This is a genomic window from Janthinobacterium sp. TPC_1 (assembly GCF_056037845.1).
Map to the genome: position 1 here is coordinate 5,718,676 of NZ_CP195157.1, position 19,792 is coordinate 5,738,467.

The following is a 19,792-nucleotide window of genomic DNA, read 5'->3' on the forward strand; positions in this document are numbered from 1 at the left end:
CCGTTTCGCCTTAGATTGCTGTACGGGAACGCTGGCCTTCAGTTCCAGCGATGTCCCCCAACCGCCATCAACGCCCACGGCCTATCCGCCCGCCGGCGGGCGTTTTACTCATGAACGAAGGGCATACCATGCATCGCACACCGACTCCGCGTTTCCGCCGCAGCCAACTGGCCGCCGCCATCCTGGCACTGACCGCCGCCACCGCCTTCAGCCCGGGCCACGCCGCCCCGGCCGCCAGGCACGCCTCGGCCAGCCACGCCATCGGCACCACCACGCAGCTGCCGCGCGGCGTCACGCCCTTGCACTATGCGCTGTCGATCACGCCGGACGCCGCCGCCGCCACCTTCAAGGGCGCAGCGGCCATCAAGGTGGCCGTCGACACGCCGACGGCCAGCATCACCTTCAATGCCTTGAACCTGGCGTTTGCCGCCGCCGCCATCGAAGGCGCGGGCGGCAGCAAGCAGGTGACGCGCAAGATCGAGTTCGATGCGGACAAGCAGACGGCCACCGTGCATTTTGCCGAGCCGCTGGCCAAGGGCGAATACCTGTTGCGCATCGACTACAGCGGCAAGATCGGCACGCAGGCGACGGGCCTGTTCTCGCTCGACTACGACACGCCGCAAGGGCGCCAGCGCGCGCTGTACACGCAATTCGAAAATTCCGACGCGCGCAGCATGCTGCCGTCGTGGGATGAACCGGACTACAAGGCCACCTTCGCGCTGGACGTGATCGTGCCGAGCAGCCAGATGGCCGTCGGCAACATGCCCATCGCCAGCAGCGAAGAGCTGGGCAATGGCATGAAGCACGTGTATTTCGCCACCACGCCGCGCATGTCGACGTATCTGCTGTTCTTCGGCCTGGGCGACTTCGAACGGGCGACAAAGATGGCCGACGGCACGGAAGTGGGCGTCATCACGAAAAAGGGCGCGCTGGCGCAAAGCCGCTTCGCGCTCGACGAGTCGGCCGCCCTGCTGCGCGAGTACAACGATTATTTCGGCGTGCGCTATCCGTTGCCCAAGCTCGACAACATCGCCGCGCCGGGCCGCAGCCAGTTCTTCGGCGCCATGGAAAACTGGGGCGCCGTCTTCACCTTCGAATACGGCCTGCTGCTCGACCCGGCCATCTCGACCCAGTCGGACAAGGAAAACATCTACACCACCCTGTCGCATGAAATGGCGCACCAGTGGTTCGGCGACCTGGTCACCATGCGCTGGTGGGACGACCTGTGGCTCAACGAAGGCTTTGCGTCGTGGATGGAAAGCCGCACCACGGAGCGTTTGCACCCCGAGTGGAACACGGCCCTGTCCAACGTGGGCGGGCGCGAATCGGCCATGAGCCAGGACGCGCTGCGCACCACGCACCCGGTGGTGCAGCGCATCGCCACCGTGGAACAGGCCAGCCAGGCCTTCGACGGCATCACGTATCAAAAGGGCGAAGCGGTGATCCGCATGCTCGAAGCGTATGTGGGCGCCGACACGTGGCGCACGGCCGTGCGCAGCTACATGCGCAAGCATGCGTATGGCAATACGGTGTCGGACGACCTGTGGCGCGAAGTCGATGCGGCCGCGGGCAAGCCCGTCAGCGCCATCGCCCATGATTTCACCCTGCAGCCGGGCGTGCCGATGATCACCGTGGGCGACGCCGTGTGCAGGAAGGGCAGCACGCGCGTGACCCTGACGCAGACGGAATTTTCCAAGGACCAGCCGGACAAGAAGCCGCTGTCGTGGAAAGTGCCGGTGATCGCGTCGACCGTCGGCAACGGCAAGCTGGCCAAGGTGGTGCTCAAGAACGGCAAGGCCACCCTGAACGTGCCCGGCTGCGGCGCCCTGCTGGTGAATGCGGGCCAGAGCGGCTACTACCGCACCCTGTACGCGCCCGCCGGCACGCACGCGCTGGCGGGCAGCTTCGCGCGCCTGGCGCCGATCGATCAACTGGGCTTGCTGGCGGACAGCCAGTCGCTGGGCATGGCGGGCTTGCAAGACCCGGCCGGTTTCCTGGAACTGGTGAAAGCCACGCCCCTGTCGGCCGATCCGCAAGTGCTGGGCCGGGTGGCCGCATCGCTGAACGGCCTGTATGAGCAGTATGCGGGAGATGATGCCGCGCGCCAGCAGGCTTTCGGCCGCTTCGCCATGGCGCGCCTGGCGCCGATGATGGCGCAGACGGGCTGGGAAGCGCGCGCTGGCGAAGCGTCGAGCGTGGCGACCCTGCGCGGACGCCTGATTGCCATCCTCGGCGACATGGGCGAGCCCGGCGTGATCGCCGAGGCGCGCCGCCGCTACGCGGCCAGCGAGCAAGACCCGTCCGCCATGCCCGCGCCGCTGCGCCGCACCATCCTGGGCGTGGTGGCGCAGCATGCGGACGCCGCCACCTGGGAGCAGCTGCACGCCAGGGCGCAGCAGGAAAAGACGCCGCTGGTGAAGAACCAGCTGTACGACCTGCTGGCATCGAGCGATGATCCCGCCCTGGCGCAGCGCGCGCTGGCGCTGGCGCTGACGGATGAACCGGGCGTGACCAACAGCCCGGCCATGATCTCGCGCGTGTCGCGCACGCATCCGGAACTGGCCTTCGACTTTGCGCTGGCGCACCTGGAGCAAGTCAATGCGCGCATCGACGCCAGTTCGCGCAGCCGCTACTTCCCGCGCCTGGCAGCCGGCTCGGCGCAGCCGGAGATGATCGCCAAGCTGGAAGCGTACGCGCAGGCCAACCTGCCGGCCAGCGCGCGCGGCGACGCCGACAGTTCCGTGGCCGGCATCAAATACCGCATCAAGGTACGCGCCGAGCGCCTGCCGGCCGTCGATGCGTGGCTGGCAAAACAGGCCGGCTAAGTGGTTTCCCGGCGCCGCGGCGCCGGGAAGTGATGAAAACGCAGGCAAAAAAAAACCGGCTTCGCAAGGTGCGGTAGCCGGTTGAAACGCTGTTTCAGAGCGCAGGGATAAAACGGGAAAAACACATGAAAAAGTGGAAATCGTGCCGGTCATTGAGGTGTCCGGCAACCTTGCGCCCGGGGTTTCCGTGCGCCATGTGTCCACTATGCCAGTCCTTCATTGAGTCAGGCTTAGGACTTCATTAAATCCCCGCCCAATTCCTGCATTTCCCTTGCCCCGCCCTGCGGATCTTGCCATAAAACAATTTTTACATGTCTGGTGCCGATGGTTGAGCTCACCGGCTAAGCTGTTGAGTCATGCCTGCATCCTATCGCTCCCGGAACGTAGTGATTTGCGCACCGCATGCTGTGTGCCAACGAATGCATCATAACAGCGCCATATGACCGCCTTATGACGTAGCTCTAACATTGCGCGCGCGCCGCCGCGCGGATCGCGTACCATTCCCCCATCGCCCTTGTCCCTTCTGCCCTCATGTTCAGCCAGAACCGCCGCCCGCCCTCAGCCATCCGCACCGCCTTCCTGCTCGCCTGCGCCGTGCTGGCGTCCTGCACGCCCCTGCCTCCGGCGCCGGCTCCCGCGCTGGCCGTTCCTGCCGCCCCTGCCGCCATGCCCGCGCCCGCGTGGCAGCAGCCGGGCATGCAGCTGCTGCACATCGTGCCAGCAGAATCCCTGCTGACCATCACCGTGCGCCGCGGCGGCGCGCTGGCGCGGCTCGGGCATGACCACGTGGTGGCCAGCCGCACCCTGCAAGGCGTGGTGGCGCCCGCGCCGGGGCGCGCGCAGTTCCGCTTCCGCCTGGACGAGATGAGCGTGGACGAGGAAGGCTTGCGCCAGGCGGCCGGCCTGTCGACGACGCCGTCGGCCGACGCCATCGCCGGCACGCGCCACAACATGCTGGTGCGCGTGCTCGAGGCCGAGCGCTATCCGTGGGTCAGCATCGAGGCGCGCCGCACGGGCGACAAGCAGGTGCTCGATGCGGACATCACCCTGCATGGCGTGACGCGCGCGGTGCGCTTGCCCGTGCGGATCGAGCAAGCGGCCGATGGGCGCAGCCTGCAGGCCAGCAGCAGCCTGCTGCTGAAACAGAGCGACTTCGGCATCGTGCCGTTTGCCGTCCTGGGCGGTGCCATGGCCGTGCAGGATCAGATGGAACTGGCGTTCCGGATTACCGCCCGGCAAGACCTCAGCGCGCCAGGATCAGGCGTAAGCCCAGGCCGATGAAAATGGTGCCGGCCACGCGGTCCAGCCACAGGCCGGCGCGCGGGCGGCGGTTCAGCCACAGGCCGACGGCGCCGGAAAAATAGCCGAGCAGGCCGAACAGCACGCACGCCTGCGCCGTGAAGACCAGGCCCAGCTGCGCCGTCTGCCAGCTGGCATTGCCCTGGCCGGCAACGATAAACTGCGGCAGGAACGAGAGGAAAAACAGCACGACTTTCGGATTGATACTGTTGGCAAACAGCCCTTTGCCGAACAAACGCAGCAAGGACTCGTCGGGCAAGGCGGCCGCGCCATCGACTCTGGCGCCGCCACGGCTGCGCAAGGCGCCGATGCCCAGCCACACCAGGTACAGCCCGCCAGCCACTTTCAGCGCCGTAAAGGCCGTGGGCGAGGCGGCCAGCAGGGCCGATACGCCGATGGTCGCCAGCACGGTGTGCGTGAGGCAGCCAAGGGCGCAGCCCAGGCCGAAGGCCATGCCCTGGCGGCGCCCGCGCGCGACATGCCCACGCCCAGCACCATCAGGTTGTCGGGGCCGGGACTGGCGGTGATCAAAACGGCGGCGGCCAGGAAGGCCAGGAACTGGTCAGGACTGAGCATGAATATCTCGCAGGCAAAAGCCGACATGATACCGGAGCGGCCGCCATGCCGGCAGGGCAGGAAATTGCCCGTGTGTCACCGAGAGTCGATTAAAATGAGCACTCCACAGCAAACGGCGTTGCCGCCATTTCCCGCGCGACCACCACCCAATCCATCGATGCCAGCCCACCCGCCCCTTTCCCGCCACCGCGCTCCCAGCTCCCGCGTCTGCGCCTGGCTATGCGGCTGGCCGCTCCTGCTCGGCCTGCTGTTCGGTCTGCTGGGCCTGGCGGGCGCCGCGCAGGCGGCACCCTTGCCCCTGAGCAAGCAAGGCATCGCTCATCTGGATGATGGCGGGCAACTATTTCTCGCCAGTAATGACGCCGCGCCTGCCGATGCGGCCGCCCTGCCCGCCTGGCTGGCGCGCCAGCGCCCGGCCGGCCAGGTCGACCTGTTCGGCGGCGCCTACTGGCTGCATGCGCAGGTGCGCAACGACAGCGGCGAAGCGGCCTGGGTCATCGACCCGAACGACACCCTGATCGACCTGGTCGACGTCTACGTGTATGGCCCCGGGCCGCACACGCCGCCGCAGACCTTGCTGACGGGCTACCAGCGTCCGCACGAGTATTTGTTGCACTACGGCAGGAACGTGCAGCTGGCGCCAGGCGCCACGTATGACATCCTGATCCGCTTTTCCAGCCCTTATTACGCGCGCGCGCCCCTGTTCGGCGTGAAGACGCAGCAAGACTACCGCAAGCTGGTGGGCAAGGAAAACTTCCTGATGGTGGCGTCCATCGGCGCCTTGCTGGCGCTGGGCCTGTTCAATTTCTTCATCTTTTCCATCACCCTGGACAAAGCCTCGGCGTATTACGCGCTGTACGTGCTGATGTATGGCCTGGCCTGGGCCATGACCTTCCACGTCTTTGCCGACCTGTTCGACTGGCACCAGCTGCAGCTGCATTACGTGCCGTTTTTCCTGCTGCCCGTCTTCAGCACCCTGTTCTACATGCATTTCCTGCACCTGCGCGACTACTCGCCCCTGCTGTACCGCCTCAGCAAGGTCAACCTGGTGCTGCCCCTGCTGCTCTTGCCCAGCTGCTTCTTCGCCCTGTCGTATGCGCACACGCTGGCCACCATCGCCATCAGCATCTGGATGCTGCTCGCGCTCGTCTGCGGCATCGTCGTCTGGCGCCGCGGCTACCAGCCGGCGCGCTTCTTCGTGCTGGCCTTCGTCGCCCTGATGCTGCCCGGCTTTCTGATCCTGCCGGCCAACCTGGGCCTGATGCCGGCCATGGTGGCCAACGCCCAGCTGGTGACCTTGCTCGGCGGCACCTTGGACGGCTTGCTGCTGGCCTTTGCCTTGGCCGACCAGATCCGCCTGCTGCGCAACAACCTGGAACAGCGGGTGCAGGAACGCACCCTGGCGCTGACCCTCAGCAACGACGCCCTGCTGAAAGCCAAGGAGCACGCGGAAGTGGTCAGCCGCCACCGCATCGATTTTCTGTCCGCCATGAGCCACGACATCCGCACGCCGCTGGCCGGCGTGATCGGCATGCTGAAATTCGCCCTGCGCGACCAGTCCGTCAAGGGCCGCACGCAGGAATACCTGCGCATCGGCCTGCACAATGGCGTCTCGCTCTTGACCATTCTCAATGACATCCTCGATTTCTCGAAGATCGACGCGGGCAAGCTGACCCTGGAAACGGTGGATTTCGACCTGCTGGCGCTGATCGGCGACGCGGCCGGCATCGTGCAGGGCCAGGCCGACGCCAAGAGCCTGCTGCTGCGCCGCGAGCTGGCGCTGGACTTGCCCCGCTACGTGCGCGCCGATCCCACGCGCCTGCGGCAAATCCTCATCAACCTGCTGGGCAACGCGCTGAAATTCACAGCGAATGGCGAAGTGCTGCTGGAAGTGCGGCGCGCCCGCACGCCGCCGCGCCGCGATGGCCGCAGCGACATCGAATTCATCATCAGCGACACGGGCCCCGGCATCGACGCGGACACCTTGCCGCGCTTGTTCCAGAAATTCGAGCAGGCCGACCATTCCACCACGCGCCGCTACGGCGGCACGGGCCTGGGCCTGGCCATCTGCAAGGAACTGGTCGAACTGATGGGTGGCACGATCGGCGTGGAAAGCCGGGTCGGCATCGGTTCGCGCTTTCATTTCACCTTGCCGCTGACGCCCGGCAGCGCGCCCGCGGCCGATGCGCGCCGGCCGGCACGCCAGGCGCGCCATGCCTGCCGCCTGCGCATCCTGTGCGCCGAAGACGTGCGCACCAACCAGATCATCATCGGCACCCTGCTCGAAAGCATGGGCCATGACGTGACCATCGTGGAAAACGGCGAGCAGGCGCTACGCGCGCTGGGATCCGGCCCCTACGACTGCGTGCTGATGGATGGCCGCATGCCGGAAAGGACGGCGAACAGGCCGCGCGCCTGATCCGCGACGGCGGCAACGGCCAATTCCCCATTCCCGACGCGCACATTCCCATCATCGCCCTGACGGCCAACGCCAGCGAACATGACCGGCAACGCTACCTGGCCGCCGGCATGGACGACTTCCTCAGCAAGCCCGTCGACGAAGCGCTGCTGTTCGAGAAAATCGACGCCGTCATCGACCTGCTGCTGGCGCGCGGCCACGCCCTGCCGCCCGCTGCGTCCGCCGGGGACGACACGCTGGCGCGCCAGTTCGGCCTGGACGACGCCGGCGGCGCGCAGGCGCAAACGCCGGCGCCGGCCGATCCCATGACGGCGCCCGTGCACATCCTGCCGCTGGCGGGCCTGTCGCCGCAGCACTTGCAGCGCATCGCACAAGCGTTTTTGACGGAAGCGCCGCGGCGCCTGGACCTGGCTTGCCACGCCGTGCGCGACGGCAATGCCAGCGCAGCGGCCGCCGCCTTCCACGCCTTGAAAGGCAGCGCCGGCTACCTGAGCCGCCCCACCCTGCACGGCCTGTGCCACCAGATGGAAACCCTGGCCTCGAACGGCCAGCTCGATAACGTGGAGCAATTCCTGCCGCAGCTGCAGGCGGCGCTGGAGGTGGCGCGGCGCGACCTGGAAAATCAGCCTGGAGCCTGAGGCAGCCAGCCACGCGATTGCAGCCACGCCAGCAACAGCCGCGGCCAGGCGGCCGGCTCGCTGCCCGGCTTGCCCAGGCCCCAGCCATGGCCGCCGTGCCGGAACTGATGCAGCTCAAACGGCACGCCCGCGCGGCCCAGGGCGGCGGCCATCAATGTACTGTTTTCGGGCGGCGACACGCGGTCATCGAGCGCCTGCGCGATGAAGGCGGGCGGCGTGCGCGCATCGACGTGCCATTCCACCGACAGCGCATCGCGCGCCGCCTGCGTGGGGCGAGCGCCCAGCAGCTCTTTCTTCGCATGCGTCGTGTCGAACGGCGGCTGCATGGTCAGCACGGGGTACAGCAGCACGACGAAATCGGGCCGCGCCGATACGCCATCGATCGCATCAGCGGGCGCATACAGGGCGGCGTCCGGCTGGACGGCCGTCATGCCGGCCAGGTGCGCGCCGGCGGAAAAACCCAGCATGCCGATGCGCGCCGGGTCGATGCGCCACTCGGCGGCGCGCGCGCGGAGCACGCGCATGGCCCGCTGGCCATCCTGGAACGGCGCGGCAACGCCGCCGCCCTCCCGCGGCAGGCGGTACACGAGTTCAAACGCCGTGATGCCCTGCGCCTGCAGCCAGGCGGCGGCCGGTCCGCTTTCCTTGCCCGCCTCGATATGCGCATAACCGCCGCCGCTGACCAGCAGGATGGCCGTGCCGTTCGGCTGCGCCGGGCGGTGCACGATCAGGTAAGGCTGCTCCACCTGCGTGATGGAACCCCTGGCGCTGGCGCGCTGCGGCCCCGGCGCCGCGCCACCGGGCGGCGCGCCTGGCCACAGGAAAATCGAGCCGCCGGCGCGGCGCCCGCGTGCAGGTGGATCAGGACAAGACACAGCAGCATCAGGCCTTGCATGACTAGAAATCCGTCTCGCCCTGGATCACGGCCGGATAGCCCGTCATGGCGCGCGAAGTCTGCATGCCGGCCATCACGGCCGCCTCCACGCAGCCCGCATTGATGCCCGTCCTGATCCAGTCGCCCGTCAGGAACAGGTTACTGAAGCCCGACTGGTCGGTGGCCAGCCGGTACTGCGTGCTGTTCACCACCGACATCACGTAGCGCTCGGACGGGTCGACGTTGGCGCGCCAGTACTGGCTGTCGAAGCGCGCCGGCCCGGTGCCCTGCTTCGCGTCGACCAGCCATTGCCACGGGAACGCGCCCGGCGCGCCCGCCTCGGGCCACAGCGCGCCGATCTCGCGTTCCAGCTGGTGCAGCGCGCCCTGCTTCGCCCTGGCCGCGCAGCGGGCGGGGAAATCCGTATCGGTGACGGGCGGGTAGCTGTCGACGGGGAAGGCGCTGCAAAAATACGAGACGTTTTTCGGTTCCAGCCCCGCCGGCCAGTCCTCGTGCGCCAATAGTTGATCCATCGGTGCCCACGTATCGTACGGCTCCGTGAAGGCCGACAGCACGGGCTGCTGGCCCTTCGGCTGCGTGGTCCAGCCCATCTGCGCCAGGTTTTTGTTCAGCCACACCTGATAAGCCTGCGTGGCCACCGTTTTCACCTTGTCCGATGCCAGTTGCAGGGCCGGACTTTGCGCCAGCAGCTGCGGGCACAGGGCCGGCAGTGAGCCGATGGAAATGCCGAACACCACCTTGTCAAAATCCACGCCCTTCTTCAGGATCGTGGCGGGCAGCTGCCGGCCGAACGCTTGCTGGTATTGCTGCGGCCAGTCGCTCCAGTACGATTCCAGGTTGACTTCCTGCCCTTGCAGCAGCGCCGCTTGCGCTGGATCAAGCTGCGCATAGTCGGGCGCGCTGGGCCAGCAAGCCAGGCCCTTGACGTCGACCAGCGGCGCATAGCCGGCTGCCGGATCCTTCAATTGCACCTGCTGCGTGATGCGGATGCTGTCGATGTCGCCCGCGCCCGGCACCAGTTCCTCCACGCGCTGGAAGAACTTGAATTCCACGCCCCGTTTTTTCAGCACCTCGTACAGCGGCGTAAAAATCGTGTCGCCCATGCCGGCCTGCATCTTGAACATGATGCCGCCCTTGTAGGCCAGGCCGATGCGCGCCATCGCCCGCAGCAAGGTGCCCGCCTCGATGTTCGGCTTGGCGAAATCGCCGCCCTCGTAGGCGAACACCAGGTCGTAAAAGCCGCGCACGGGCGCCGAATTGACGCTGAACTGCTCGTCGCCGCCATGTTTTTTGAGCCAGGCACGGAAATCGATGTCGTTGATGACGTCGAAGCCGTGCTTGAACACGCCATCCTCGAACATGCCTTTCATGACCGTGATGCCCAGGTCCAGGCAGGTGAACAGGCGGCGCAATTCATCGTCGCCATCGATCAGGGCGCGGTAGCGCAGGCGCAGCCAGGCGCGGATGCCGTTCAGGGTGCTGGCCAGCAGCTGGTGGCGGGCCTGGTCGTGGCGCGTGGAATCGGGCGCCAGGTCGGCCACCAGGGCCGCCAGCGCGCCCACGGACAGGCCCACGTCCAGCCCCAGTTCATCGGCCTGCCCCACCACTTCATCGGCCAGGCGGCGCAGCCAGCCCGGCCACACGCCTTCGCCCTGCGATGCACTGGCACGCACGATGCGCGCATCGGCATCGGCCACCTGCCGGATCTGGCGCAGCCACTGCTCGATCCAGCCCACCATGGCGATGGCCATCTGCCACAGCGTGATGTCTTCGCCGCCCTCGCCCGGCTCGCCCGGCAAGGTGGGAAAGACGATCGACCAGTTGCGCCACTTGCCCTTGACGTCTTCCGACAGGGCCACGTAATCGTGCTGCTTGAAAGCGTCGCGCCAGGTGGCCAGCGGCGATCCGGGCGGGCGCTCCAGGCTGGCATACGCTTCCTTGATCATCCTGAAGGCGTTCGCGTAGAAGCCGAACCAGATGTGCAAGCCGTGTTCCTCGATGCGCTGGCCCGCCTGCGCATTGCGCCCGCTGGCGCCCTTGCCGCCCAGGCGCCAGCCCAGCTGGTAGACGGTAATGGCGTGCCGGTTTTGCCAGCCCGGCTGGTTCGTCAAATAATACGCCGCCGTCATGGCGGCCACGCCGCCGCCGAGGATGGCGATCTTTTCCGGCGCGATGCGCGAGTTGTCGACCAGCTCCTCGCCCGGCATGGCCGTGAAGTCGAAATTGACGTTGAACGGCAAGATCGCCGCCTGCGGCCCCAGCTGCAAACCCAGGGTCTGGTCCAGCGGGAAGCTGTCGAAAGCGTGCACCGTGCATTCGTATTCATAGCCGAGCAGGCGCGCGCTGTGCAGGCGGTTGATCTCGGCCGGCGCGGCCACCAGGGCCTGGTACACGGCTTTCACGCCCGCGCTGTCGGGGAATTGCTTGAGGAATATCTGGTCGATGCGTGGATTGCGCAGCAAGGACAGGATATCGGCCCAGCCGGCCTGGTCCATGTCGAAGAAATCGGAGATGGAGAGGAAAATCTGGAATGCCTGCTCGATGAGTTCCAAAAAGCTGTTGACGGGTTTGTGCGGCCCCGTCTGCACGGTGGCATTGACTTCGAGCAGCGGGTGCAGGGCCAGTTTCGTTTCCGGCGAGAAATGCTGGAAACCCTTGGCGGCGACGGAACAGCGCAGCGGCTCGCTGCCGGCGGCGGGAATCTCGTAGTCGCACAGGTATTTCGGATAGCCGAACAGTTCGCGCCCGTTGATCAGGGCCATCGCGTCATCGACAAAAATATGGCATGGATACCAATAGATATGCGCGAGCTTGCCCGCCGCATCCATTTCGCCCACCATGATCCAGGTGACGATGTCGACTTCCGTGATCCAGCCCTTGGCCTGGTCGACGGGGTTGCTTGAATCCGCATGGTTGACGCGCGTAAACGTCAGCATCACGTACGTACGGCGACAGGGCTTTCAGGGTCATCTTGCTGCCTGCCACCTGGTTCAGGGTGGTATTCACGGTCGCTTGCAATTTCGCCAGATCGCCGCGGACAAAATAGCCGTACATTTCCGACTGTTTCAATTGCAGCGGCGCATGCATCATCACCGAACCGCCCTGATAGATATACGAAGGTCTTGCCGAAGGTGTCGCCGTCATTGCCCTGTCCCCTTTAAGTTTCATTCAAACAAGATTTCTACAGTGTATTTGAGAAAGATCAATGAATGATATGAAATAAATTAAAGGATTTGCCAAGATGCATAGGCTCAGCCGGAAGGGGCAGGGACAAGCGTGAGGCAAGCGGCAGCCATCCGGTGTAGGATGGATCATCCGTGCAAAGCAGGCGAACTGACCCTGAAATGATTACTACCGACTACGTATCCACCTATTCCGGCAACCGCTTTTATCCCTTGCGCCCGCATATCGACAAGGTCGCCATCGAAGACATCGCCCACGGCCTCGCGTACCAGTGCCGCTTCAATGGACAGACGCAAGTGTTTTATTCGGTCGCCCAGCACAGCCTGATCGTCGCCGAGCTGGTGCCGCCCCCTTTGCGCCTGGCCGCCCTGCTGCACGACGCGGCCGAAGCCTACCTGGGCGACATGGTGAAGCCCTTGAAAGTGCTGCTGCCGGAATTTGCCGTGCTGGAAGACAAGGTCAGCGCCATCATCGCCGCCACGTATGGCCTGGATTTTTCCGACTACGCCCCCATCAAGCGGGCCGACCTGATCGCGCTGGCCACGGAAAAGCGCGACCTGATGCCGCACTCGGCCGAGCGCTGGGCTTACCTTGACGGCATCGCCCCCTTGCCCGGTATAATCGAGGCCATGGGCCCGGCCGAAGCCAAGCAGCGCTTCCTGCATGCGTTTGCCCGGCTGAGCGGGCTTGGGCTTGCGGCATGACGGCGTTTGCCCAGCCTCGCGAACGGGCGCTAAGCCCCGGTTTTTGCACGGCTTTTTTAGATATCCACAGCAACTGTGGATAAAGTTGTTGATAAGCCCCTCTTGACAAGCCGCAACGCCAGTATTGATGCGGGTTTCAATAATTTGCTGATTTCACAGGCAATTTTTTACCCCAATGAAATCAATGACTTAGGACCATGGGTTTGCGCCAACGCAAAGTTATTCGACAGCCATGAAAATATATTTTGCTGTGCATAAGCAATCCTGCCCAGACCGTCTTGCCTGAACAGCATTATTTTGACAAACCCCGCAGACTGGCATAGTGTGGAGTGAGCGAGCACGATCAACGGTGGATAAACGCATGAATATGGATAGCGACAGTTCCGCCAAGGGGGCGGACGAACCGGACTGGCTGGTCGATGAGCCGCTGGAACGGGCAAATGCGGCGGCAGAGACTGCCAACGCAACACCATGGCGCGTGCTGATCGTCGATGACGATGTCGACGTGCACGTGGTGACCAAGTTCGCCCTCAGCCAGGCCAGCTTCCAGGGCCGCAGGCTGAGCTTTCTGCACGCCTACTCGGGCGCCGAGGCGTTGACCTTGCTGCGCAGCACATCCGATATTGCCGTGGTGCTGCTCGATGTCATCATGGAAACCCAGGATGCCGGCCTGCAAGTGGCGCGCCAGGTGCGCGAAGACTTGCACAACAGTGCCGTGCGCATCATCCTGCGCACGGGCCAGCCTGGCCAGGCGCTGGAACACCGCATCATCATCGACTACGACATCAACGATTTCTGGTGCAAGACCGACCTCACCACGCGCAAGTTGTTTACTACCGTGATCGCCTCGCTGCGCACCTACGCCACCTTGCGCGAAGCGCAGCAACAGCTTGCCGAACTGGCCGCCGCCCTGGCCCAGTGCGGCGATGCGCCACCGGCGCCAGCCGGCGGCACGCCCTGATCGGGCGCAGCTACTTTCAGTCATAAAACAAGAGTACTGGATGGGCATACAGGCTTGTGCCCTGCCCCATTTTGGCCCATCTTGCCAACCCTTTGCATGGACTGAACGACCCCGATTTCCTAAGTGGCGGATTGTTAAGCGCTTTTTCAGATATCCACACGGACTGTGGATATCTTTGTGGATAAGCGCCTATTGACAGCCTTCAAAGCCACAGCCCGTGCGGCTTTCAATAAACTGCTCAATCAAACAGCAAAAATAAAATCCATTAAAATCAAACACTTAGAAAATCACACATAATCACAAGAAAATTATTTCGCCAATTTCGCTAACTCATCATTTGTGCATAACTGAGCCATAGTGATCAATCCGACAATATCGGACTGCGGCCACCGGCAACACAGTTGCCGTGCGGATACTCAATGCACGGTCTGGCGGCGCTGCTCCGGGTGCAGCAGCACGCGCTCGATCAGTTCGGGGGCGATATTGTATGACTTCAGGTATTCCAGCGCGCACAAGGTACTGAAGGCCGCCTGCACGGCAATGCCCAGATCGACGATGTCGGACATCTTCTGGTCGACGCGGGCGTGCCGCACCGCGGGGTTGACGGGCATATGCAGCGTTTCTGTGGAATGAGGCATGATAAGCAACTCCTGCGTAGGGGACGGAGAGATGAAATGGCGTAGCGGTGCGAACCGCGCCAGCGGACAGGGACAGCGGTCATGTTGCCGCTCAAAGTATTGCCGATAAACTCACGATGTCAATGGCAGGGAAACATGAGCCACGGTTTTTTTCTTGCAGGCACAAGCAAAGCCGAAAGCGGTGGACAAGCCCGCTCGGCCACGGCGATAATCAGCCATGCCCTCGCCTTCGCCCCTTCCGCCCGACCCGTCCCGCCCGCAGCCCGCCTCGCTTGCCGACCTGTTCTTCTCGTTCACCTGGCTGGCCCTGCAGGGGTTCGGCGGCGTGCTGGCCGTGATCCAGCGTGAAATGGTCGAGCGCAAACGCTGGCTGACGCAGGAGGAATTCCTGGAAGACTGGGCCGTGGCGCAAATCATGCCGGGGCCGAATGTCGTCAACCTGTCGCTGATGGTGGGCGGACGCTATTTCGGTTTGAAAGGCGCGCTGACGGCGCTGGCCGGCATGCTGGCCGTGCCCCTCGTCATCGTCTTGCTGCTGGGTGTGCTGTACACGCGCTTTGGCGACAACCCGCAGATGGCGGGCGCCCTGCGCGGCATGGCGGCCGTGTCGGCCGGCATGATCGCCGCCACAGGCGTAAAGCTGGCGACCGCGCTGGCCAGGCATCCGCTGCCCCTGTGGCTGACCTTGCCCATCGCCGTGCTGGGTGTGCTGATGGTGGCGATCTTCCGCTGGCCCCTGCTGTACATCCTGCTGGGCCTGGGCGGCATCGGCTGCCTGCTGACGTACCGGAAGCTGTCCGCATGACGCCGCCATTGCAACTGGTGTTGAGCGCGGGCGACTGGCTGAACCTGTTCGGCCACTACCTGATGCTGTCGCTGATGTCGATCGGCGGCGCCATTTCCACCACGTCCGAAATGCACCGCTTCCTCGTCGAACAGCATGGCTGGCTGACCCCAGGCGCAATTCAACGAGTCGATCGCCATCGCGCAAGCCGCCCCCGGCCCCAACGTGCTGTTCGTCGCCCTGATGGGCTGGAACGTGGGCATGAACGCGGGCAGCTACACGGCCGCTTACCTCGGCGTATTCATCACGATGGTGGGCATCATGCTGCCCAGCACCACCCTCACCTACGTGGCGGCCCAGTGGGGCTACCGCAACCGCGACCTGCGCCCCGTGCGCGCATTCAAGCAAGGCATGGCGCCCATCGTCGTCGCCCTCCTGATTTCCACGGGCATGATCCTGGGCGGCGCCAACCACGACATCCGCACGGACTGGCCCCTGTGGAGCCTGTCCATCGTGGCCGGCCTGATCATCTGGCGCACGAAGATCCATTTATTGTGGCTGCTGGCGGGCGGTGCGATCCTGGGCTGGCTGCAGCTCGTCTGACCTTACACGGCCAGGTGGCGCTTCACGTCCTCGCCATCCATCTGCGCCGCCTTGCCACTGGCCACCACCTGCCCCCGCGACAGCACAATGAAGTCGTCGGCCAGCTCGCGGGCGAAATCGAAATATTGCTCGCACAGCACGATGGCCATGTCGCCGCGCTGTTTCAACAAGGAAATGACCCTGCCGATATCCTTGATGACGGAGGGCTGGATGCCCTCGGTCGGCTCGTCGAAGATGATCAGCTGCGGCTCGGCCAGCAGGGCGCGGGCGATGGCCAGCTGCTGCTGTTGCCCGCCCGATAAATCACCGCCGCGCCGCTGCAGCATCTCCTTGAGCACTGGAAACAGCTCGTACACGTGGGGATCGATGCGCGCCGCTTGCCTGCCCCGTTTCACCGCCATGCCCATCAGCAAGTTTTCCTCGACCGTCAGGCGCGCAAAGATATCGCGTCCCTGCGGCACGTAGGCGATGCCCAGCTTTGCGCGCGCATGCGGCGTCATTTTCGTGATGTCGCGCCCCTGGAACACCACCGTGCCCTGCGCCACGGGCAGCACGCCCATCAGGCATTTCAGCAAGGTCGTCTTGCCCACGCCATTACGCCCCAGCAAGGCCAGGCATTCGCCCTTGCGCGCCGACAAGTTGATGCCGCGCAAGGTGTGCGAGGAGCCATAGTATTGATTTAACTGTTGTACTTCCAGCATAGTCTGTGATCTCCCCTATTACCTTCCCAGATAGACTTCGATGACGCGCTCGTCCGCTTGCACCTCGTCCATGCGCCCCTGCGCCAGCACGGCACCTTCATGCAGCACGGTGACGATGCCTTGCCGGGCGATTTCCGTGACGAACCCCATGTCGTGCTCGACCACCATGATCGAATGTTTGCCGCGCAATTCATTGAGGAGTTCCGCCGTGCGCGCTGTTTCCGCGTCCGACATGCCGGCCACGGGCTCGTCCAGCAAAATCAGCTGCGGCTCCTGCATCAGCAGCATGCCGATTTCCAGCCACTGCTTTTGCCCGTGCGACAGCAAACCGGCCGGCCGCGCCTCGTGGCCATGGAGGCGGATCAAACGCAAGACCGCTTCGATCCTGCCCGCCTGCTCGGAAGACAGGCGCGCAAACAGGGTGGGCGCCACGCGCTTGTCCATCTTCATCGCCAGTTCCAGGTTGTCGAACACCGTGTGCTGCTCGAACACGGTGGGCCGCTGGAACTTGCGGCCGATGCCGGCGTGGGCGATCTGCGCTTCCGTCATGGTCGCCAGATTCATGGTCTGGCCAAACCATGCCGTGCCGGACGTGGGCCGCGTCTTGCCCGTGATCACATCCATCATCGTCGTCTTGCCCGCGCCGTTAGGGCCGATGATGCAGCGCAACTCACCCACGGAAATATCGAGGCTCAGCTTGTTGATGGCCTTGAAGCCGTCAAACGACACGCTGATGTCTTCCAGATACAAAATGGCGCCATGCGTCGTATCGACGCCCTCGCCTTTTACGCGCGAGTACGTGGGGCCAGCCTCGGTGCTGGCCATGCCGGGCAACATGCGGATGCTCATGCGGCCTCCTCTGCCACGGGGGCTTGCGTTTGATCTTGCGCAACACGCCCAGCATGCCTTGCTGCATGAACAGGGTGACGCCGATGAACAGCAAGCCCAGCGCGAACAGCCACAGTTCCGGCAAGGCTGCCGTGAACCAGCTTTTCAAGCCGTTGACGGTGAAGGCGCCCAGAATCGGGCCGATTAAAGTCCCCCGCCCGCCTACCGCCACCCACACGACCATCTCGATGGAGTTGGCGGGCGACATCTCCGACGGATTGATGATGCCCACTTGCGGCACGTACAGGGCGCCGGCAATGCCGCACAGCACGGCCGACAAGGTCCACACAAACAGCTTGAACCACAGCGGGTTGTAGCCGAGAAACATCAAGCGCGCCTCGCTGTCGCGCACGCCCTGCAGCACCCTGCCCAGTTTCGAGCGGACGATGGCGCGCGCGCCCACCAGCGCCGCCAGCAGGAAGGTGAGCGTCAGCAGGAACAGCACGGCCCGGGTGGCGGGCGCCGTGATGCTGTGGCCCAGTATCGTCTTGAAATCCGTGAAACCGTTGTTGCCGCCAAAGCCAGTGTCATTGCGGAAGAACAAGAGCATGAAGGCATACGTCATCGCTTGCGTGATGATGGAAAAATACACGCCCTTGATGCGCGAGCGAAAGGCAAAGTAACCAAACACGAAGGCCAGCACCCCCGGCACCAGCACGACGAGGGCCATGCAGTACCAGAAATGTTCCGTGAAGGCCCAGTACCAGGGGTAAGTCTTCCAGTCGAGAAAGACCATGAAATCGGGCAAGCTGCTGTGGTACTGGCCCTGGTCACCGATGGCGCGCATCAGATACATGCCGTGCGCATACGCGCCCAGGGCAAAGAACACGCCGTGTCCCAGCGACAGGATGCCCGTGTAGCCCCAGACGAGGTCCAGCGCCAGCGCTGCCAGCGCGTAGCACATGAACTTGCCCACCAGCGCCACCGTGTAGGCGGACACGTGCAAGGCATGCCCTTCGGCAAATGCCAGATTGAAAATCGGCAACAACGCCGCCAGTAATGTACAGGCGGCAATCGCCAGCCAGACGGGCCGCGTGAACAGGCCAGGCTTGGATTGATATGAGGTAATCATTCGACGCTGCGTCCCTTCATGGCAAACAGGCCCTGCGGCCGGCGCTGGATGAAAATGATGATGAATATCAAAATGGCGATCTTCGCCAGCACGGCACCCGCCACCGGTTCGAGGAATTTGTTGACTTCGCCCAGTCCCAGCGCGGCGATCACGGTGCCGGCCAGCTGGCCCACGCCACCGAGCACCACCACCATGAAGGAATCGACGATGTAGCTTTGGCCCAGGTCCGGCCCCACATTGCCCAGCTGCGACAGAGCCACGCCGCCGAGCCCGGCGATGCCGGACCCGAGGCCGAACGTGAGCATGTCGACCTTGCCCGTGGCCACGCCCACGCAATCGGCCATGCGGCGGTTTTGCGTAACGGCCCGCACGAACAGTCCCAGCCGTGTCTTGTTCAGGATCAACCACACGGCCACGACGACGATGACGGCGAAGACGATGATGGCCAGCCGGTTGTACGGCAGCACGAGGCCGCCCAGCACGGTGACACCGCCCGACATCCAGGCCGGGTTGGCCACTTCCACGTTTTGCGCGCCAAAGATGGTGCGGACCAGCTGCATGAGGATCAGGCTGATGCCCGAGGTGGCCAGCAGGGTTTCCAGCGGCCGCCCGTACAACCAGCGGATCACCGTGCGTTCCAGCATCACGCCCACCAGGCCGGCAACAAAAAAGGCGGCCGGCAAGGCGGCCAGCAGATACGCATCCTGCAGGCCGGGCAAGTAAGTGCGGAAGAACAGCTGGCACAGGTAGGTCGTGTAAGCGCCTATCATCAGCAATTCGCCGTGCGCCATGTTGATGATGCCCATCAAGCCGAACGTGATGGCCAGCCCCAGCGCGGCCAGCAGCAGCACGCTGCCCAGGGAAATGCCGTAGAACACATTGCCGGCCAATTCCATGCGCGCCACTCTGCCCTTGATCTGGCGCATGGTCTCGATGGCGGCCAGCTGCACGGCTTCGTCCGGTTCACCGCCCTGCTCCAGCATGGCTTGCAGCACGGGCAGCAGGCGCGCATCGCGCTGCTGCCGGCCAGCGCCTGCACGGCGGCCTTGCGCGTGGCGGCGTCGGGTGCATGCAGGTTGGCGCTGGCGATCAGCACTTGCAATAGTTGTTGAATTTCAGCGTCGCTTTCCCGCGCCAGCGCGGTGCGGATCAGGGGGAGCTGCGCGGGGTCGACCGCCTTTTGCAAGGCTTGCGCGGCGGCCAGGCGGGCGCTGCGCTCCGGCGCCAGCAGCTGCAAACCCGACAAGGCGCCTGCCACAGCCGCGCGCAAGCGGTTGTTGACCATCACGCCGTCGATGCCTTCCGGCAGCGGCACGTTCCGGCCGCTTGCCGGGTCATATGCCTGCTCGCCCTCGACGATATACACCTTGCCGTCGGGTGCGGCATACAAGGCGTCGTCCTGCAGCGCCTGCAGCACCTTGGCGGCCTCGGGCGTGGCCAGGGCGGCGATCTGCGCGACGGCGGCGACCCTGGCGTCGGAATCGTCGCCGGCCAGCGGCTTGAGCAATTCTGGTGGGATGGCGGCCTGCGCCATGGACGACAGGCACAGGCAGGCGAAGACCAGCAGCGATGTGAATAGCCTCATTGATATCCCGGGAAAGCGTTG

13 protein-coding genes and 3 pseudogenes are annotated in these 19,792 nt (G+C 64.6%); 8 read left to right on the forward strand and 8 right to left on the reverse strand.

Annotated features, from left to right (window positions below; genetic code table 11):
* The first annotated feature begins 128 nt into the window (after positions 1-128).
* On the forward strand, positions 129-2,825 hold the full coding sequence (locus ACQVLG_RS27805; RefSeq protein WP_474291962.1) for a M1 family metallopeptidase: 2,697 nt from the start codon (positions 129-131) through the stop codon (positions 2,823-2,825).
* Positions 2,826-3,356: 531 nt separating this feature from the next.
* The gene (locus tag ACQVLG_RS27810) at positions 3,357-4,106 is read left to right on the forward strand and encodes a YceI family protein (protein ID WP_474291963.1); all 750 of its coding nucleotides are present in this window, start codon (positions 3,357-3,359) and stop codon (positions 4,104-4,106) included.
* Here the strand turns inward: ACQVLG_RS27810 and ACQVLG_RS27815 are convergent.
* Positions 4,069-4,700 (reverse strand): annotated as a pseudogene (locus tag ACQVLG_RS27815) (LysE family translocator). The gene ACQVLG_RS27810 and the pseudogene ACQVLG_RS27815 overlap by 38 nt on opposite strands.
* Before the next feature lie 94 nt (positions 4,701-4,794).
* Here ACQVLG_RS27815 and ACQVLG_RS27820 point away from each other — a divergent pair.
* Both ACQVLG_RS27820 and ACQVLG_RS27825 read left to right on the forward strand, forming a co-directional pair.
* Positions 4,795-7,119, forward strand: coding sequence for a 7TMR-DISM family protein (locus ACQVLG_RS27820; RefSeq protein ID WP_474291964.1), 2,325 nt, complete (start codon positions 4,795-4,797; stop codon positions 7,117-7,119).
* A gap of 110 nt (positions 7,120-7,229) precedes the next feature.
* Positions 7,230-7,757 carry an Hpt domain-containing protein gene (locus tag ACQVLG_RS27825; RefSeq protein WP_474291965.1) on the forward strand — a complete coding sequence of 176 codons (528 nt, stop codon included), beginning with the start codon at positions 7,230-7,232 and terminating at the stop codon, positions 7,755-7,757.
* Here ACQVLG_RS27825 and ACQVLG_RS27830 read toward each other — a convergent pair.
* On the reverse strand, positions 7,742-8,632 hold the full coding sequence (locus ACQVLG_RS27830; protein WP_474291966.1) for an alpha/beta hydrolase: 891 nt from the start codon (positions 8,630-8,632) through the stop codon (positions 7,742-7,744). The two genes, ACQVLG_RS27825 and ACQVLG_RS27830, sit on opposite strands and share 16 nt — an antisense overlap.
* 22 nt (positions 8,633-8,654) lie before the next feature.
* Positions 8,655-11,588, reverse strand: coding sequence for an NAD(P)-binding protein (locus tag ACQVLG_RS27835; RefSeq protein WP_474295827.1), 2,934 nt, complete (start codon positions 11,586-11,588; stop codon positions 8,655-8,657).
* A 408-nt stretch (positions 11,589-11,996) separates the two neighbouring features.
* Between ACQVLG_RS27835 and ACQVLG_RS27840 the strand changes: the two genes are divergently transcribed.
* Positions 11,997-12,539 carry a phosphohydrolase gene (locus ACQVLG_RS27840; RefSeq protein ID WP_230540682.1) on the forward strand — a complete coding sequence of 181 codons (543 nt, stop codon included), beginning with the start codon at positions 11,997-11,999 and terminating at the stop codon, positions 12,537-12,539.
* Between the two features lie 361 nt (positions 12,540-12,900).
* A complete protein-coding gene (locus ACQVLG_RS27845; protein WP_474291967.1) occupies positions 12,901-13,500 on the forward strand; it encodes a hypothetical protein in 600 nt (199 codons plus the stop codon).
* 416 nt (positions 13,501-13,916) lie between these two features.
* Here ACQVLG_RS27845 and ACQVLG_RS27850 read toward each other — a convergent pair whose 3' ends face one another.
* Entirely contained in the window at positions 13,917-14,138 is a 222-nt protein-coding gene (locus ACQVLG_RS27850) for a hypothetical protein (protein WP_474291968.1), read from the reverse strand.
* A gap of 217 nt (positions 14,139-14,355) precedes the next feature.
* Here ACQVLG_RS27850 and ACQVLG_RS27855 point away from each other — a divergent pair, with 217 nt between their 5' ends.
* Both ACQVLG_RS27855 and ACQVLG_RS27860 read left to right on the forward strand, forming a co-directional pair.
* Positions 14,356-14,943: a chromate transporter gene (locus tag ACQVLG_RS27855; protein ID WP_230540679.1), complete on the forward strand. Its 588-nt coding sequence runs from the start codon at positions 14,356-14,358 to the stop codon at positions 14,941-14,943.
* Positions 14,940-15,525: pseudogene (locus ACQVLG_RS27860) on the forward strand (chromate transporter). The gene ACQVLG_RS27855 and the pseudogene ACQVLG_RS27860 overlap by 4 nt, the downstream one beginning before the upstream one ends.
* 2 nt (positions 15,526-15,527) lie before the next feature.
* Here ACQVLG_RS27860 and urtE read toward each other — a convergent pair.
* From urtE to urtB, 4 genes and pseudogenes are all read right to left on the reverse strand, one after another.
* Positions 15,528-16,226 (reverse strand): urea ABC transporter ATP-binding subunit UrtE, encoded by a 699-nt coding sequence (gene urtE, locus ACQVLG_RS27865; protein ID WP_474291969.1) that lies wholly within the window; start codon positions 16,224-16,226, stop codon positions 15,528-15,530.
* Positions 16,227-16,244: 18 nt separating this feature from the next.
* Positions 16,245-17,051, reverse strand: coding sequence for an urea ABC transporter ATP-binding protein UrtD (gene urtD, locus ACQVLG_RS27870; RefSeq protein WP_474295828.1), 807 nt, complete (start codon positions 17,049-17,051; stop codon positions 16,245-16,247).
* Entirely contained in the window at positions 16,945-18,186 is a 1,242-nt protein-coding gene (gene urtC, locus ACQVLG_RS27875; RefSeq protein ID WP_474291970.1) for an urea ABC transporter permease subunit UrtC, read from the reverse strand. The genes urtD and urtC overlap by 107 nt, the downstream gene beginning before the upstream one ends.
* A pseudogene (gene urtB, locus ACQVLG_RS27880) lies at positions 18,183-19,771 on the reverse strand (urea ABC transporter permease subunit UrtB). The gene urtC and the pseudogene urtB overlap by 4 nt, the downstream one beginning before the upstream one ends.
* Positions 19,772-19,792: the final 21 nt, after the last annotated feature.